Raw genomic sequence first — 14,923 nt, forward strand, 5'->3', positions numbered from 1 at the left:
TGAACCTCTGAAAGGCGGCCCGGATCCTCCGGGCCGCCCCCTGAGGGACGTACGTCACACGGCGGGGATCACTCCTCGACCGTGAGGCCCTTGCGCAGTTTCACCAGCGTCCGGGACAGCAGACGGGAGACGTGCATCTGGGAGATGCCGAGCTCCTCGCCGATCTCCGACTGGGTCATGCCGGCGACGAACCGCAACGACAGGATCTTCCGGTCCCGCGACGGCAGTTCGGCGATCAGCGGCTTCAACGACTCGATGTACTCGATGCCTTCGAGTCCGTGGTCCTCGTAACCGATGCGGTCGGCCAGCGCGCCCTCGGCGTCGTCCTCCTCCGGCTGGGCGTCCAGGGAGGAGGCGGTGTACGCGTTCGACGCCGCCATGCCCTCGACGACCTCTTCGGTGGTGATGCCCAGCCGGTCGGCCAGCTCGGCCACCGTCGGCGCGCGGTCGAGCTGCTGGGCCAGTTCGTCGCCGGCCTTGGCCAGGTCCAGCCGCAGCTCCTGCAGGCGGCGCGGTACGCGCACGGACCACGAGGTGTCGCGGAAGAAGCGTTTGATCTCGCCGATGATGGTCGGCATCGCGAAGGTGGGGAACTCCACACCGCGCGTGTGCTCGAAGCGGTCGATCGCCTTGATCAGGCCGATGGTGCCGACCTGGATGATGTCCTCCATGGGCTCGCTGCGGGAGCGGAACCGGGAGGCGGCGAACTTGACCAGGGCGAGATTCAGTTCGACGAGTGTGGTGCGTACGTACGAGTACTCGGGACTGCCTTCGTCGAGCGACTCCAGGCGCTCGAACAGGGTCTTGGACAGGGCCCGTGCGTCCACCGGGCCCACCTCGTCGTACGGCGGGATCTCCGGGAGTCCGGCGAGTAGACCGTCCGGGACGACTTCCAGGTCGTCCTGCTCGATGGGATCCAGATGTTCCGGAGGTGGTGTCGACGTCGCTTCTTGGGTAGGCGATGCGTCGAGCCGGGGTGACATGATGTCCTCCATCGTTCTCGGCATATGGCTGCCGAAGCCGATACGTGCACTGCGGTGTGCGGCGCCTCCAAAGCCGGCCGTGTCGGGTACGTGTCTTTACTAGCCCTACCGGCTGCTCGGAGCATGCCGCAAGTGCGTTCTGTTCACTTATGTCCGTTTGTGCGTGATTGTTAGAGTGTCGATGCGTGGCCGGAAGGCGTAATGTTCGAGAACGTCAGGAACAGCCACGACCTCGGGAGAGAGACGGCATGGACCGCGGGACGGTCGGCAGCGCACAGTCGGGCCGGCTTCTGGTCGAGGTGCGAGAAGAGGGCCCCAGTGCCGTCGTGACCCCGGCGGGTGAGTTGGACCACCACACCGCCGATCTGTTGCGGGAGCCACTGGAGGACTGTCTCGCCAAGGGTTTCAAGCGGCTCGTCATCGACTGCTCCCGGCTGGAGTTCTGTGACTCCACGGGGCTGAACGTGCTGCTCGGCGCCCGGTTGAAGGCCGAGGCGGGCGGCGGCGGGGTGGCCCTCGTGGGCATGCAGCCCGTCGTTGCGCGCGTGTTCGAAATCACGGGAGCGGACGCGGTGTTCGCCGTCCACGACACGGTCGAGGCGGCTCTGGCCGAAGATTCGGCGTGACGCGGTCGGGCAGGCCCGGCGGGGTGCTCGTGCCGCACCTCCTGGCGGCGGGGGGCTCCCGGCGCGTCTTTTCGTGCGAATACGGGGGTGTTCCGTCGGACGGGTCGGGCAGGAGACACCCTGTACGTCCCGGACGCGGTGGTCGGGAGGGTGCCGAGAACCATTCGGGCCGTCCGTGCGTGACCGGCCGAGTACGGAAGATTTTGCATTGTGAACTGGTGACACGGTGAGGTGAAGCGCTGATGAGCACCACCCGGCCCTATTCGCCGGGCGACCGCGGTCCGGAGCCCAGCGGCGCTTCCGGGACGTCCGGGGGCGCTGCACCGTCCGCAGGCGCCCCGGACGGCGGTGTGGCCACGCCGACCGCCGAGCCGGTGCCCCCTCAGGGGCCGCCCGGCGGCGCACAGGTACGCCGGCTGAGCTTCGAGGACCAGAGCGGGGTCGTCCCGCTCGCGCGGGACTTCACGCGGCAGGCGCTGTACGACTGGGGCTGGCTGCCGGCCGCCACGGCAGACCGGCGGGCCGCCGCGGAGGACGTCCTGCTCGTCGTGTCCGAACTGGTCACCAACGCGTGCCTGCACGCCGAAGGGCCGGACGTGCTGACCATCACCTGCGACCGCAAAGTGATCCGGCTCGAGGTCACCGACCGCGGCACCGGCCAGCCGTCCCCCCGCACGCCCCATCGCGCGGGCCGCCCGGGCGGCCACGGCATGTTCATCGTCCAGCGTCTCTGCCTGGACTGGGGCGTGCAGCGCACGCCCGACGTGGCGGGCAAGACGGTCTGGGCCGAGCTGGGCACCCCGTCGTAGTTCCCGGTACGCACCGGCCTCCAGGACCCTGAACGGGTTCCCGGGGGCCGCTTCGTTTTCCGGGCGAGGTCGCCTGTACGCGCCTGAGCACCCGTGGAACGACCGGACCCCGCCCCGGGCCCGCCCCAGGGACTCCCAGGCCGTCACAGCCCCACCTGAACGCCTCCAGCGCCCGGCCCGCCCGGGCCGGGTGCAAGAGCCACCGGTGTCGGTCCGGGACGGGGGGTCCGCGCACCTCGGCGCCGACGAGGTGCCGCCGCGCCCACCCGTGCCGCCCTGCGGCACGACTGCCCGCAGCTGCGGCGCCCTTGGGGGCGCTGGGAACCGCGCGCTCAGCCACGCAGGTCCCGCACCCGCCGTCGGCGGGGTGCCGCCCCTGAGGGGCGCGGGGAGCTGCGCGACCGGCCGCAGCCGGCCGGCACCGGCAAGAACCCCCCACCCCGGCCGCGCTGAACAGCGCACACCCCCGCGCCGACGGGCACCCGAAACCCCGGAACCCCGAAGGGCTCCCAGCCGCACCGGCCGGGAGCCCTTCGTCTCAGTGCGCGACGCGCGACACCCGCCTCAGCGGACATCCCCCATCAGCGACTTCACCTTGTTGCGGTACATCCAGATCGCGAACCCGGCCACGACCGCCAGGGTCGCCTCCAGGGCGACGATGCCCGTCTTGTTGAGGTCGACGCCGGCGATGGACAGCAGACCGGTCGTGGCGTCACCCGCGGTGACGGCCAGGAACCAGACGCCCATCATCTGCGAGGCGTACTTCGCGGGCGCCATCTTCGTGGTGACCGACAGGCCGACCGGGGAGAGCAGCAGCTCACCGACGGTCTGGACGAAGTAGATCGCCACCAGCCACAGCGCGGCCGCCTTGTGACCGCCCTCGGCGATCGACAGCGGGGCGAGGAACAGGAAGAACGAGACGCCGACCAGCATCAGACCGGACGAGAACTTCACGATCGTGCTCGGCTCCTTGCCGCGCCGGTTCAGCGCGAGCCAGATCCAGGCGAAGACCGGGGCCAGGGCCATGATCAGGACCGGGTTGACCGACTGGTACCAGGAGACCGGGAAGTCCCAGCCCAGCACGCTGTTCTCGGCCGACGAGTCGGCGAAGATCGACAGGGTCGAGCCGCCCTGGTCGTAGATCATCCAGAAGATCGCAGCGGCGACGAAGAACCAGATGTACGCGGACATCTTCGACTGCTCGGTGCGGTCGAGGTCCTTGTCACGCTTGATGCGCGCCAGCACCATCACCGGGATGATCACGCCGAGCAGGGTCAGCGGGACCAGGATCCAGTTCAGGGTGTAGTGGCCGGAGAAGCCGACGATCGCGTACGCCACGACGGCGATGCCCGCCCACAGCGCGGCCTTGCGCAGCGTGGAGGCCTTCTCCTCGGCCGACAGCGGCTTCGGGACGACGCTGGACTGCGGGTCCAGGTGGCGGGTGCCCAGCAGGAACTGCGTGACGCCCAGGCCCATGCCGAGCGCGGCGAGCGCGAAGCCCAGGTGCCAGTTGACGCTCTCACCGACGGTGCCGATGATCAGCGGCGCGGCGAAGGCACCGAGGTTGATGCCCATGTAGAAGACGGTGAAGCCGCCGTCCCGGCGCGGGTCGTCCGGACCCTTGTAGAGCTGGCCGACCATCGTGGAGATGTTGGCCTTCAGCAGACCGGAGCCGATCGCGACGAGGCCGAGGCCGCCGTAGAACGTGCCCGAGTAGGGCAGGGCCAGCGTCAGGTGGCCGAGCATGATGACACCGCCGGCGACGGCGACGGTCTTGCGGGGGCCCCAGACCCGGTCGCCGAACCAGCCGCCGGGCATGGCGAGCAGGTACACCAGCGACAGGTACACCGAGTAGATGGCGGTGGCAGTGCCCGCGCTCAGACCGAGACCGCCCGGCGCGACGAGGTACAGCGGGAGCAGAGCCCTCATGCCGTAGTAGGAGAAACGCTCCCACATCTCGGTCATGAAGAGAGTGGCCAGTCCGCGGGGGTGGCCGAAGAAGGTCTTCTCGGATCCGGGGGTGCCCGGGGAGACCGAGTCCTTCGTCAGGCTGGACGCCATGGTCGTTCCTTGCTGTCGGGACGCGTCGCGCCAGACGGGTACGCGCCCGGTGGGGGGCTGGCCGGCACCGGCGGGCCGTACCGTCCTCCCCACGCCTGGGGGGTGCCGCCCCGGGTCACGGAGCGACGGACGGCGACCACCGGGATCCACGCCCCCGCCGTGCGTCGACGCGCGGCGAAGGCCCGGCCACAGGTCATTCCTTCAGGGGCCGGCAGCGTGTGCCGGCCCGCACACAAAAGAGACCTTCAGCGTCAACTGCCGCCAAAGGTCCCCGCGGTGCAACAGGCGTTGGTTCACCATACGGCAGGACACTGCCGGATATGGAAGGACTTGAGACGCGAATCACAGGTTTCGAAGGAACCGTGATCGCCTATTCGAAGGTCCGCCCAGCATCGCACCTCGCACCCGCAGGTCCGTCCCGGGGGGTGGGACGGTGAGAATCGGGTGAGGCGCCGGTAAGAAGCGAGCCCGGCGATCACACCCCTCCGGCTCGGGCCGCGGGTCTACCATCATCCGCATGACCCGTGTACTGCTCGCCGAGGACGACGCGTCCATCTCTGAGCCGCTGGCCCGCGCCCTGCGCCGGGAGGGCTACGAAGTCGAGGTGCGTGAGGACGGACCCGGCGCCCTGGACGCCGGAATGCAGGGCGGCGTCGACCTGGTCGTGCTGGACCTCGGGCTGCCGGGGATGGACGGCCTGGAGGTCGCCCGCCGGCTGCGCGCCGAGGGGCACACGGTCCCCCTGCTGATCCTCACCGCGCGCGCCGACGAGGTGGACACGGTCGTCGGCCTCGACGCGGGCGCCGACGACTACGTCACCAAGCCGTTCCGCCTCGCCGAACTGCTCGCCCGGGTCCGGGCCCTGCTGCGGCGCGGCGCCGCCGAGCCGCAGCAGCCGCCCGCGACCCACGGCGTGCGCATCGACGTCGAGTCGCACCGCGCGTGGATGGGCGACGAGGAGCTCCAGCTCACCGCCAAGGAGTTCGACCTGCTGCGGGTGCTGGTGCGCGACGCGGGCCGGGTGGTCACCCGCGACCAGCTGATGCGCGAGGTCTGGGACACCACCTGGTGGTCCTCCACCAAGACCCTCGACATGCACATCTCCTGGCTGCGCAAGAAGCTCGGCGACGACGCGGCCAACCCCCGCTACATCGCCACGGTGCGCGGCGTGGGCTTCCGTTTCGAGAAGAGCTGAACCCCCGCCGGGGTTCCTCCGCCGGGTAAGAGAACATGCGCCGCCGACTGATCCAGTCCACGCTCGCCGTGGTCCTCGTCGTGATCGCCGTCTTCGGGGTCTCCCTGGTGATCGTCGAGACCCGCACCATCACCGAGACCGCCAAGGAGCGCGTGGAGTCCGAGGCGGTGCGGCTCGCCAGCATCGTCGACAGCCGCCTCCTCGTCGAGGACAAGGTCACCGCCGAGATCATCGGCGACCAGATGCCCGACGACCGGTACGCCGTCGTCCGGATCCCCGGCAGGCCGCCCATCGAGGTCGGCTCCAGGCCGGACGGCGACGTGATCAGCGCCACGGCGCCCGGCGAGGAGGGCGAGACGGTCACGGTCCAGGAGCCGCGGTCCTCGGTGACCGAGGAGGTCGCCCGCACCCTGCTGATCATCGGTCTCGTGGCGCTGCTCGCCGTGATCGCGGCGGTGCTGCTGGCCATCCGGCAGGCCAACCGGCTCGCCTCCCCGCTGACGGACCTCGCCGAGACCGCCGAGCGCCTCGGCTCCGGCGACCCGCGCCCCCGCCACCGCCGCTACGGCGTCCCCGAGCTGGACCGGGTCGCCGACGTGCTGGACGCCTCCGCCGAGCGCATCGCGCGCATGCTGACCGCGGAGCGGAGGCTCGCCGCCGACGCCTCCCATCAGCTGCGCACCCCGCTCACCGCGCTGTCGATGCGGCTGGAGGAGATCACCGTGACCGACGACCCGGACACGGTGAAGGAGGAGGCGACGATCGCGCTCGCGCAGGTGGAGCGGCTGACGGACGTGGTGGAGCGGCTGCTGACCAACTCCCGCGACCCGCGCACCGGCTCCGCCGTCACCTTCGAGCTCGACGACGTGATCAAGCAGCAGCTCGCCGAGTGGCGCCCCGCCTACCGCAGCGCCGGCCGGGCCATCGTGACGTCCGGCAAGCGGAACCTGCGGGCCGTGGGCACCCCGGGCGCGGTCGCCCAGGTGCTGGCCGCACTGATCGAGAACTCGCTGATGCACGGCGGCGGCACGGTCGCGCTGCGCACCCGGGTCACCGGCAACCAGATCGTCGTGGAGGTCACCGACGAGGGTTCCGGCGTGCCCGCCGAGCTGGGGTCGCGGATCTTCGAGCGGGCGATCAGCGGCCGCAACTCCACCGGGATCGGCCTGGCGGTCGCCCGTGACCTCGCGGAGGCGGACGGCGGCCGTCTGGAGATGCTCCAGGCCAAACCACCCGTGTTCGGCCTGTTCCTCTCCAGCACGCCCCCGCGGAAGGACCCCGACGAGGAGACCCGCAGGACGGTGCGCTGAGACGCGCGGCGGTCACCCGGCCCGGTACGGCCGCTACGGCACGCGCTGCCGGGGCCGCCGGCCGGCCATCGTGGCGCCGCCGCCCGCCACGGTTTCCTCCCGCACCGGCAGGGCGCGGAACACCCACGTGCGGTAGGACCAGAAGCGGAACAGCGTCGCGATGCCGATGCCGAGGAACTTGAAGACGTTGCTCTGCAGGGAGCTGTCCCAGCCGAAGCCGTACGTCGCCGTGTAGAGCACGCCGTTCTCGATCACCAGGCCGATGACGCTGAACAGCAGGAACAGCGACATCTCTCGCGTGCGCCGGGACTTGTCGCGGTCCCGGTAGGTGAAGTACCGGAAGCCCACGTAGTTGAAGACGATCGCGACCACGGTGGCGATCACGCTCGCGCGCACCACCTGGAGGTCGGTCGCCTGACGGACCAGGTTGAACACACCGAGGTTCACCAGAACCCCGGCTCCCCCCACCGCGCCGAACTTGGCCACTTCGCGGAAGAGCCGTCGAAGCCCCGAGGAACCTTGTTCCATCGCCCACAGGCTCCCGTCGGTCGAGTGAGTCAACTCCGCCATGCTAACCACCCGCACGCGCGATCTTCCTGCGGACGCCGTGTCGCACGGGCCCCATGTGCCCCTCCCGTCCCGGCGGACGGGCGGGAATCGGCCACCCTGGCGCGGGCGGATACCCTGGGATCGTGACGTTCCCGGTAGTCGGCATGGTCGGCGGCGGTCAGCTCGCTCGTATGACACACGAGGCAGGCATCCCGCTCGGCATCAGGTTCAAGCTTCTCAGTGACACCCCGCAGGATTCCGCGGCCCAGGTGGTGAGCGATGTCGTCGTCGGCGACTACCGCGACCTGGACACGCTGCGCGACTTCGCGCGCGGCTGCGACGTGATCACCTTCGACCACGAGCACGTGCCCACCGAGCACCTGCGGGCCCTGGAGGCCGACGGCATCCCCGTCCGGCCCGGGCCCGAGGCGCTGGTGCACGCCCAGGACAAGGGCGTGATGCGCGCGAAGCTCGACGCGCTCGGCATCCCCTGCCCGCGCCACCGCATCGTGTCGGATCCGGCCGATGTGACCGCGTTCGCCGCGGAGGGCGAGGGTTTCCCCGTCGTACTCAAGACCGTCCGCGGCGGGTACGACGGCAAGGGCGTGTGGGTCGTGGACTCCGCCGAGGAGGCCGCCGAGCCGTTCAAGGCCGGGGTGCCCGTGCTCGCCGAGGAGAAGGTCGACTTCGTGCGCGAGCTGGCCGCCAACGTGGTCCGTTCCCCGCACGGCCAGGCCGTCGCCTATCCGGTCGTGGAGTCGCAGCAGGTCAACGGTGTGTGCGACACCGTGATCGCGCCCGCGCCCGACCTCGACGAGGAGCTGGCGCTGAAGGCCGAGGAGATGGCGTTGACCATCGCCAAGGAGCTCGGCGTGATCGGCCACCTCGCGGTGGAGCTGTTCCAGACCCGCGACGGCCGCATCCTCGTCAACGAGCTCGCGATGCGCCCCCACAACTCCGGCCACTGGTCCATGGACGGCGCGATCACCTCGCAGTTCGCCAACCACGTCCGCGCCGTCCTCGACCTCCCGCTGGGCGACCCGCGCCCGCGTGCGAGGTGGACGGTCATGGTCAACGTCCTCGGCGGCGACTACCCGGACATGTACTCGGCGTACCTGCACTGCATGGCGCGCGACCCCCAGCTGAAGATCCACATGTACGGCAAGGACGTGAAGCCCGGCCGCAAGGTCGGTCACGTGAACACCTACGGCGACGACCTGGACGACGTGCTGGAGCGCGCCCGTCACGCAGCCGGCTACCTGAGAGGCACGATCACCGAATGAGCCCGGTTGTAGGAATCGTCATGGGGTCCGACTCCGACTGGCCCGTCATGGAGGCCGCGGCCAAGGCCCTCGACGAGTTCGAGATCGCCTACGAGGTCGACGTCGTCTCGGCGCACCGCATGCCCCGCGAGATGATCACGTACGGCGAGCAGGCCGCCGACCGCGGGCTCAAGGCGATCATCGCGGGCGCGGGCGGCGCCGCCCATCTGCCCGGCATGCTCGCCTCGGTGACCCCGCTGCCCGTGATCGGTGTGCCCGTGCCGCTGAAGTACCTCGACGGGATGGACTCGCTGCTGTCCATCGTGCAGATGCCGGCCGGTGTGCCGGTCGCCACCGTCTCCGTCGCCGGCGCGCGCAACGCGGGCCTGCTCGCGGCCCGCATGCTCGCCGCCCACGACGAGGAACTGCTCGGCCGGATGAAGGAGTTCCAGCAGGAGCTGAACGACCAGGCGACCGAGAAGGGCAAGCGGCTGCGGGCCAAGGCCGAAGGCGCCGGCGCCGGTTTCGGCTTCGGCAAGTGAGCGGGGTGGACCGAATGACCTCCCTGGACGACGCCCGCGCCCTGCTCGCCGAGTTCCCCGTCGTCGACGGGCACAACGACCTGCCCTGGGCGCTGCGCGAACAGGTCTCCTACGACCTCGACGCCCGCGACATCGCCGGCGACCAGTCCGCCCATCTGCACACCGACATCCCCCGGCTGCGCGCCGGCGGCGTCGGCGCGCAGTTCTGGTCGGTGTACGTCCGCGCCGACGCCCCGGACCCGGTGCCGGCCACGCTGGAACAGATCGACTGCGTACGGCAGTTGCTGGACCGGCACCCGCGGGACCTGGCGCCCGCGCTGACCGCCGCCGACATGGAGGCCGCGCGCCGTGAGGGCCGTATCGCCTCCCTCATGGGGGCCGAGGGCGGCCACTCCATCGCCAACTCCCTCGGCACGCTGCGGGGGTTGTACGACCTCGGGGTGCGCTATCTGACGCTCACCCACAACTTCAACGTGGCGTGGGCCGATTCGGCGACCGACGAGCCCGGCGTGGGCGGACTGTCGGCGTTCGGCCGCGAGGTGGTGAAGGAGATGAACCGGCTCGGCATGCTGGTCGACCTCTCCCACGTCGCCGCCACGACCATGCGGGACGCGCTGGACACCAGCACCGCGCCGGTGATCTTCTCCCACTCCTCGGCCCGCGCGGTCTGCGACCACCTGCGCAACATCCCCGACGACGTGCTGGAGCGGCTGCCCGCCAACGGCGGCGTCGCGATGGTGACGTTCGTGCCGAAGTTCGTGCTCCAGGCCGCCGTCGACTGGACGGCCGCCGCCGACGAGAACCTCCGCGCGCACGGCTTCCACCACCTCGACACCAGCCCGGAGGCGATGAAGCTGCACCGCGCCTTCGAGGAGAGCCGTCCGCGGCCCGTCGCCACGGTGGCCACGGTCGCCGACCACCTCGACCACATGCGCGAGGTCGCCGGGATCGACCACCTCGGCATCGGCGGCGACTACGACGGCACGGCCTTCACCCCCGACGGCCTGGGCGACGTCTCCGGCTACCCCCGGCTGATCGCCGAGCTGCTGGACCGCGGCTGGTCCCGCGCCGACCTGGCCAAGCTGACCTGGCAGAACGCGGTCCGGGTACTGGGCGCGGCCGAGGACGTGGCCCGTGACCTGCGCGCCACGCGCGCGCCGTCCAACGCCACGATCGAGGCGCTGGACGGCTGACCGGCGGACGCGGCGCGGGGGCGGACGACCCGTCTTACCCCGAACGCCGCGTTCACCAGGAAGCCCACGGGTGCTCCGTGCGACGGTGACCGTACCGCCCGAGGTCACGACGTACGGAGCCCCGTTATGGCCGATCTCCAGGACGACCTGCATACCGCCGCCGAAGTGGGCCGCGCCGACGAGCCGTACCCGCAGGAGGCGGTGGTCGTCGGACCGGAGGAGTACCGGCCGGTCTCCGACCCGGACGACGCCCCCCTCGACCGCGCGCGGGCCGTCCTCGCCGCCCACCCCGTCTGCGACGGCTACAGCGGCCTGCCGTGGACGCTGCGCGGACTGCCCTGGTACGACCTCGACCTCGGGGAGAGCGCCGTCGACGCGGACCTGCCGCGACTGCGCCAGGGGCAGGTCGGCGCCGTGTTCTGGTCGCTGCACCTGCCCGACGGCCACGACAGTGACCGGGCGCTCACCACGACCCTGGAGCAGCTGGATCTGGCGCAGGGGGTCGTCGCCGCCCACGACTCGGGGCTGCGGCCCGCCCGCACCGCCGGGGAGGTCGTCGACGCCCGCAACTGCGGCCGGGTCGCCGTGCTGTTCGGTCCCGCGGGCGCGCCCGCCCTCGGCGACTCCTTGAGCGTCCTGCGTTCCCTGCACGCCCTTGGCGTCCGGGTGCTCACCCTCACCGGCACCTCCTGGGCGGGCCCGGCCGGGCTCTCCCGCTTCGGTGAGGAGGTCGTACGCGAGATGAACCGGCTCGGCATGGTCGCCGACCTCTCCTACGCCTCCACCCCCACCGTCCGCCGGACGCTCGTGGTCTCCAAGGCGCCGGTGCTGTTCACCCGGTCCGGCGCCCGCGACCTGCGTCCGCACCCGGCCAACCTGCCCGACGACCTGCTCGCCGCGGTGGGCGAGGCGAAGGGGCTGTGCCTGGTGCCGCTCACCGCCGAGCAGGCCGGCCCGACCGTCCGCGACGTCGCCGACCACCTCGACCACGTCCGCACCGTCGCCGGCCCGGAGTGCGTGGGCCTCTCCGGCACGTACGACACGGGCACGGCGCACCCGCAGGAGCTGAGCGACCCGTCCTGCTATCCCCGCCTGATCGCGGAACTCCTGCGCCGAGGCTGGGAAGAGTCCGATGTGGCCCTCCTGACCTGGGGAAACGTCCAACGCGTCCTCCGCGCGACGGCCTTCACGGCCCACACGGCCCAGCAACGCCGCAAGCCGTCGACGGCGACGATCACCGCCCTCGACGGCTGAGGCGACACCCGGCCGCGGCCCGGCTCACCTGTGGCGTGCGCGCCCCTTCAGCGGCGCGGAGAACCGCGCGCCCAGCTACGGGCTGCCCGCACCCGGCGTTGGCGGGGTGCCGCTGCGCCCACCCGTGCCGCCCCTAGCGGCACGACTGCCCGCAGCGGCGGCGCCCTCCAGGGGCGCGGGGAACTGCGCGCCCAGCCACGGAGGCCCCGCACCCGGCGGCGTCCTACGGCTGCTCGATGCGGCACAGGCAGAAGGGGTGCCCCGCAGGGTCGGCGTAGACGCGGAAGTCCTTCTTCTCGTAGTCCTCGCTGTCCAGGACGCGTGCCCCGAGTGCCAGCACCTTCTCCTCCGCCGCGTCGATCTCCTCCCACGTGCCACCCGCGTCGAAGTCGAGGTGGAACTGCTGGGAATCGTGGTCGGCGGCCGGCCAGGCCGGCGGGGTGAAGCCGGGGGCGCGCTGGAAGGCGAGGCGGGGGCCCGAGGGGACCTGGAGGACCACCCAGTCCTCGTCCTCCGCCACGGGCGTGCCGCCCGCGACGGCCGCGTAGAAGACCGCCAGTTCACTCGGGTCGGGGCAGTCCAGGACGACACTGCGCAGTCGTGCCACGGGGGCCATCGGTTCCTCCATGTCTCGTCAGGACGTCTCGTCGGCTCTCAGCAGGCGCACAGGCAGAACGGGTGCCCGGCCGGGTCCGCGTAAACCCGGAAGGTCCGCGAGCGGTCCTCCACGTCCAGCGGCTTCGCGCCCAGCGCCAGGATCTCCTTCTCGGCCGCGTCCAGGTCCTCGACGGTCAGGTCGAGATGGAACTGCTGGGAGCGGTCGGCCGCGGGCCACCGCGGGGGGACGTGGCCCTCGGCCCGCTGGAAGGCCAGCGTCGGGCCGCCGGGGACCGCGAGGTCCACCCAGTCGCCTTCGCCGTCCGGCGTGCCGCCCACGATCCCGGCGTAGAAGCCGGCCAGCGCGTGCGGGTCAGGACAGTCCAGGACGACGACGCCCACCTTTGCTACGGACATGACTGCCTCCTCGTGTTACCGCTTTAAGCGGTCTACAGGTAACCGTTACCGCATGCTGCCTCAGTACCGGTAACCTCGCAAGGAGATTTGGGAAAGGTACCGTCGCGTCATGAGCGAGAGAGCGGCCCCGCCGGGGCGGCTGACCCTGGTCCACGACCTCGTCAACACCGTGGACCTCGCCACCGGTGCCGACGCGCTGGACACCCCCGAGGGCCGCGCGCCCTTCGGGATCGCCGAGGACGCCGTCGACGACGCCCGCGAACTGCGCGAGTCGCTGCGCGCCACCCTGCTGGCGCACGCCGGCCACCCCGCCCACCGCCCGGTCGTTCCGCTCGGCGAGCTGCTCGCCCACGCGCCCCTGGTGGTCACGGTCGACCCCGCCGACGGCTCCGCCGCCCTCGCGCCGGTCGACAACGGGCCGCTGCTGTCCCGGGTCGCCGCCGCCGTGGCCGAGGCGGTCACGGCCGGCACCTGGCAGCGCCTGAAGGCGTGCGAGTCCCCGGCCTGCCACTGGGCCTACTACGACCGCAGCCCCGCCGGGCGCCGCCGCTGGTGCTCGATGCAGGTGTGCGGGGCCCGCGCGAAGATGCGCCGGTACCGGGCGAAGCAGGGGTAGTCCCGGCACGCCCGCGCCCGGTGCGGCAGAATGCAGGACGACGCCGGTTCGGCCGACTGAGCCTCGGCCGAACCGGCGTCACCCGCGCGCGGGAAGCGCGTCTCAGGCGCCGGGGCGTCCCATCGCCCGGAAGCGCCAGCCGGCCCGCCGCCACGTCTCCGCGTCGAGCGCGTTGCGCCCGTCCAGCACGACCCGCTCGGCCGTCACCTCGCCCAGCTCCGCCGGGTCCAGCTCACGGAACTCCAGCCACTCCGTCAGGTGCAGCACGACATGGGCGCCGCGTACCGCCTCCAGCGCCGAGTCGGCGTACCCGAGCGTCGGGAACAGGCTGCGGGCGTTGTCCATGCCCTTCGGGTCGTAGACGGTGACCTGGCCGCCCTGGAGGTGGATCTGCCCGGCCACGTTCAGCGCGGGCGAGTCGCGGACGTCGTCCGAGTCGGGCTTGAACGTCGCGCCCAGCACCGCCACCCGCTTGCCGAGGAACGGCCCGCCGCCCAGCTCCTGCCGGGTCAGCTCCACCATCCGGCCCCGCTGGCGCATGTTGATCGAGTCGATCTCGCGCAGGAACGTCAGCGCCTGGTCCGCGCCCAGCTCACCGGCGCGCGCCATGAATGCCCGGATGTCCTTCGGCAGACACCCGCCGCCGAAGCCGATCCCGGCGCGCAGGAACTTCCGGCCGATCCGGTCGTCGTGGCCGATCGCCTCGGCCAGCTTGGCGACGTCGCCGCCGGTGGCCTCGCACAGCTCCGCCATCGCGTTGATGAAGGAGATCTTCGTGGCGAGGAAGGAGTTCGCGGACGTCTTCACCAGTTCCGCCGTCGGGAAGTCCGTCACCACGAACGGCGAGCCCTCCTCGACCGGCGTGGCGTACACCTCGCGCAGCAGCTTCTCCGACCGCTCGCTGCGCACGCCCACCACGATCCGGTCCGGGTGCAGGGTGTCCTGCACCGCGAAGCCCTCACGCAGGAACTCCGGGTTCCAGGCCAGCTCCGCGTCCGCCCCGGCCGGCGCGTGCTCGGCGAGGTAGGCGGCCAGCCGGTCGGCCGACCCGACGGGCACCGTCGACTTGCCGACGACCAGCGCGGGTCCCTTCAGATGCGGGGCGAGCGAGGCGATCGCGGAGTCGACGTACGACATGTCGCAGGCGTACTCGCCGTGCCGCTGCGGGGTGTTGACGCAGACGAAGTGGATGTCGCCGAACTCGCCCAGTTCGGCCCAGTCCATGGTGAACCGCAGCCGGCCGGTCGAGCCCTCGATCCCGGCCACGTGCCGGCGCAGCAGCTCCTCGAGGCCCGGCTCGTACATCGGGACCTCGCCGCGGCGCAGCTTGTCGATCTTCTCGGGCACCACGTCGAGGCCCATCACCTCGAAGCCCAGCTCGGCCATGGCCGCGGCGTGGGTCGCGCCGAGATAACCGGTGCCGATCACGGTGATCTTGAGGGCCATGGGGGTGCTCCAGAGGTCGCGGCAGGCACGTGCGCGCCCGAGCATATCCGGGGCGCCCGTACG

General features: G+C 71.6%; 15 protein-coding genes. 9 read left to right on the plus strand and 6 right to left on the minus strand.

The features are described from left to right. Nucleotides 1-68: 68 nt before the first annotated feature. Entirely contained in the window at nucleotides 69-983 is a 915-nt protein-coding gene (locus ACF1AG_RS21720) for an RNA polymerase sigma factor SigF (protein ID WP_359601133.1), read from the minus strand. A gap of 248 nt (nucleotides 984-1,231) precedes the next feature. Between ACF1AG_RS21720 and ACF1AG_RS21725 the strand changes: the two genes are divergently transcribed. Next, on the plus strand, nucleotides 1,232-1,609 hold the full coding sequence (locus tag ACF1AG_RS21725; RefSeq protein ID WP_359601127.1) for an STAS domain-containing protein: 378 nt from the start codon (nucleotides 1,232-1,234) through the stop codon (nucleotides 1,607-1,609). A 242-nt stretch (nucleotides 1,610-1,851) separates the two neighbouring features. Next, nucleotides 1,852-2,418 carry an ATP-binding protein gene (locus tag ACF1AG_RS21730; RefSeq protein WP_359601128.1) on the plus strand — a complete coding sequence of 189 codons (567 nt, stop codon included), beginning with the start codon at nucleotides 1,852-1,854 and terminating at the stop codon, nucleotides 2,416-2,418. Nucleotides 2,419-2,982: 564 nt separating this feature from the next. Here ACF1AG_RS21730 and ACF1AG_RS21735 read toward each other — a convergent pair. Next, nucleotides 2,983-4,479 carry an oligopeptide:H+ symporter gene (locus tag ACF1AG_RS21735; RefSeq protein ID WP_359601129.1) on the minus strand — a complete coding sequence of 499 codons (1,497 nt, stop codon included), beginning with the start codon at nucleotides 4,477-4,479 and terminating at the stop codon, nucleotides 2,983-2,985. Between the two features lie 517 nt (nucleotides 4,480-4,996). Between ACF1AG_RS21735 and ACF1AG_RS21740 the strand changes: the two genes are divergently transcribed. Together ACF1AG_RS21740 and ACF1AG_RS21745 are read left to right on the plus strand one after the other, a co-directional pair. Then, nucleotides 4,997-5,674: a response regulator transcription factor gene (locus ACF1AG_RS21740; RefSeq protein ID WP_019522689.1), complete on the plus strand. Its 678-nt coding sequence runs from the start codon at nucleotides 4,997-4,999 to the stop codon at nucleotides 5,672-5,674. 35 nt (nucleotides 5,675-5,709) lie between these two features. Continuing rightward, nucleotides 5,710-6,984 carry an ATP-binding protein gene (locus ACF1AG_RS21745; protein WP_359607702.1) on the plus strand — a complete coding sequence of 425 codons (1,275 nt, stop codon included), beginning with the start codon at nucleotides 5,710-5,712 and terminating at the stop codon, nucleotides 6,982-6,984. Nucleotides 6,985-7,017: 33 nt separating this feature from the next. Here the strand turns inward: ACF1AG_RS21745 and ACF1AG_RS21750 are convergent, their stop codons facing one another. Continuing rightward, nucleotides 7,018-7,512: a GtrA family protein gene (locus tag ACF1AG_RS21750; RefSeq protein WP_359607711.1), complete on the minus strand. Its 495-nt coding sequence runs from the start codon at nucleotides 7,510-7,512 to the stop codon at nucleotides 7,018-7,020. Between the two features lie 164 nt (nucleotides 7,513-7,676). Between ACF1AG_RS21750 and ACF1AG_RS21755 the strand changes: the two genes are divergently transcribed. The 4 genes from ACF1AG_RS21755 (at nucleotide 7,677) to ACF1AG_RS21770 (ending at nucleotide 11,784) form a co-directional block, all read left to right on the plus strand. After that, nucleotides 7,677-8,816 carry a 5-(carboxyamino)imidazole ribonucleotide synthase gene (locus tag ACF1AG_RS21755; protein ID WP_359607703.1) on the plus strand — a complete coding sequence of 380 codons (1,140 nt, stop codon included), beginning with the start codon at nucleotides 7,677-7,679 and terminating at the stop codon, nucleotides 8,814-8,816. Further along, the gene (gene purE / locus ACF1AG_RS21760; protein WP_359607705.1) at nucleotides 8,813-9,337 is read left to right on the plus strand and encodes a 5-(carboxyamino)imidazole ribonucleotide mutase; all 525 of its coding nucleotides are present in this window, start codon (nucleotides 8,813-8,815) and stop codon (nucleotides 9,335-9,337) included. Before ACF1AG_RS21755 ends, purE begins: the two co-directional genes overlap by 4 nt. A 14-nt stretch (nucleotides 9,338-9,351) precedes the next feature. After that, entirely contained in the window at nucleotides 9,352-10,530 is a 1,179-nt protein-coding gene (locus tag ACF1AG_RS21765; RefSeq protein WP_391810225.1) for a dipeptidase, read from the plus strand. Between the two features lie 126 nt (nucleotides 10,531-10,656). Next, nucleotides 10,657-11,784 carry a dipeptidase gene (locus ACF1AG_RS21770; RefSeq protein WP_359607709.1) on the plus strand — a complete coding sequence of 376 codons (1,128 nt, stop codon included), beginning with the start codon at nucleotides 10,657-10,659 and terminating at the stop codon, nucleotides 11,782-11,784. 223 nt (nucleotides 11,785-12,007) lie between these two features. Here ACF1AG_RS21770 and ACF1AG_RS21775 read toward each other — a convergent pair whose 3' ends face one another. Both ACF1AG_RS21775 and ACF1AG_RS21780 read right to left on the minus strand, forming a co-directional pair. Beyond that, complete coding sequence (locus tag ACF1AG_RS21775) at nucleotides 12,008-12,400, minus strand: VOC family protein (RefSeq protein ID WP_086701082.1); 393 nt, start codon at nucleotides 12,398-12,400, stop codon at nucleotides 12,008-12,010. A 38-nt stretch (nucleotides 12,401-12,438) separates the two neighbouring features. Beyond that, a complete protein-coding gene (locus tag ACF1AG_RS21780) occupies nucleotides 12,439-12,798 on the minus strand; it encodes a VOC family protein (protein WP_359608175.1) in 360 nt (119 codons plus the stop codon). A 109-nt stretch (nucleotides 12,799-12,907) separates the two neighbouring features. Between ACF1AG_RS21780 and ACF1AG_RS21785 the strand changes: the two genes are divergently transcribed. Continuing rightward, nucleotides 12,908-13,414 (plus strand): CGNR zinc finger domain-containing protein, encoded by a 507-nt coding sequence (locus tag ACF1AG_RS21785; protein ID WP_359608176.1) that lies wholly within the window; start codon nucleotides 12,908-12,910, stop codon nucleotides 13,412-13,414. Between the two features lie 102 nt (nucleotides 13,415-13,516). Here the strand turns inward: ACF1AG_RS21785 and ACF1AG_RS21790 are convergent, their stop codons facing one another. Next, the gene (locus ACF1AG_RS21790) at nucleotides 13,517-14,860 is read right to left on the minus strand and encodes a UDP-glucose dehydrogenase family protein (protein WP_391810226.1); all 1,344 of its coding nucleotides are present in this window, start codon (nucleotides 14,858-14,860) and stop codon (nucleotides 13,517-13,519) included. Between the last annotated feature and the right edge of the window lie 63 nt (nucleotides 14,861-14,923).

The sequence above is a fragment of the Streptomyces sp. NPDC014764 genome (genome assembly GCF_043082785.1).
GTDB lineage: Bacteria > Actinomycetota > Actinomycetes > Streptomycetales > Streptomycetaceae > Streptomyces > Streptomyces althioticus.

Coding starts and splice junctions, on each gene's coding strand:
- ACF1AG_RS21720 (WP_359601133.1), bottom strand. CDS start 983: ATGTCACCCCGGCTCGACGCATCGCCTACCCAAGAAGCGACGTCGACA.
- ACF1AG_RS21725 (WP_359601127.1), top strand. CDS start 1,232: ATGGACCGCGGGACGGTCGGCAGCGCACAGTCGGGCCGGCTTCTGGTC.
- ACF1AG_RS21730 (WP_359601128.1), top strand. CDS start 1,852: ATGAGCACCACCCGGCCCTATTCGCCGGGCGACCGCGGTCCGGAGCCC.
- ACF1AG_RS21735 (WP_359601129.1), bottom strand. CDS start 4,479: ATGGCGTCCAGCCTGACGAAGGACTCGGTCTCCCCGGGCACCCCCGGA.
- ACF1AG_RS21740 (WP_019522689.1), top strand. CDS start 4,997: ATGACCCGTGTACTGCTCGCCGAGGACGACGCGTCCATCTCTGAGCCG.
- ACF1AG_RS21745 (WP_359607702.1), top strand. CDS start 5,710: ATGCGCCGCCGACTGATCCAGTCCACGCTCGCCGTGGTCCTCGTCGTG.
- ACF1AG_RS21750 (WP_359607711.1), bottom strand. CDS start 7,512: ATGGAACAAGGTTCCTCGGGGCTTCGACGGCTCTTCCGCGAAGTGGCC.
- purE (WP_359607705.1), top strand. CDS start 8,813: ATGAGCCCGGTTGTAGGAATCGTCATGGGGTCCGACTCCGACTGGCCC.
- ACF1AG_RS21765 (WP_391810225.1), top strand. CDS start 9,352: ATGACCTCCCTGGACGACGCCCGCGCCCTGCTCGCCGAGTTCCCCGTC.
- ACF1AG_RS21770 (WP_359607709.1), top strand. CDS start 10,657: ATGGCCGATCTCCAGGACGACCTGCATACCGCCGCCGAAGTGGGCCGC.
- ACF1AG_RS21775 (WP_086701082.1), bottom strand. CDS start 12,400: ATGGCCCCCGTGGCACGACTGCGCAGTGTCGTCCTGGACTGCCCCGAC.
- ACF1AG_RS21780 (WP_359608175.1), bottom strand. CDS start 12,798: ATGTCCGTAGCAAAGGTGGGCGTCGTCGTCCTGGACTGTCCTGACCCG.
- ACF1AG_RS21785 (WP_359608176.1), top strand. CDS start 12,908: ATGAGCGAGAGAGCGGCCCCGCCGGGGCGGCTGACCCTGGTCCACGAC.
- ACF1AG_RS21790 (WP_391810226.1), bottom strand. CDS start 14,860: ATGGCCCTCAAGATCACCGTGATCGGCACCGGTTATCTCGGCGCGACC.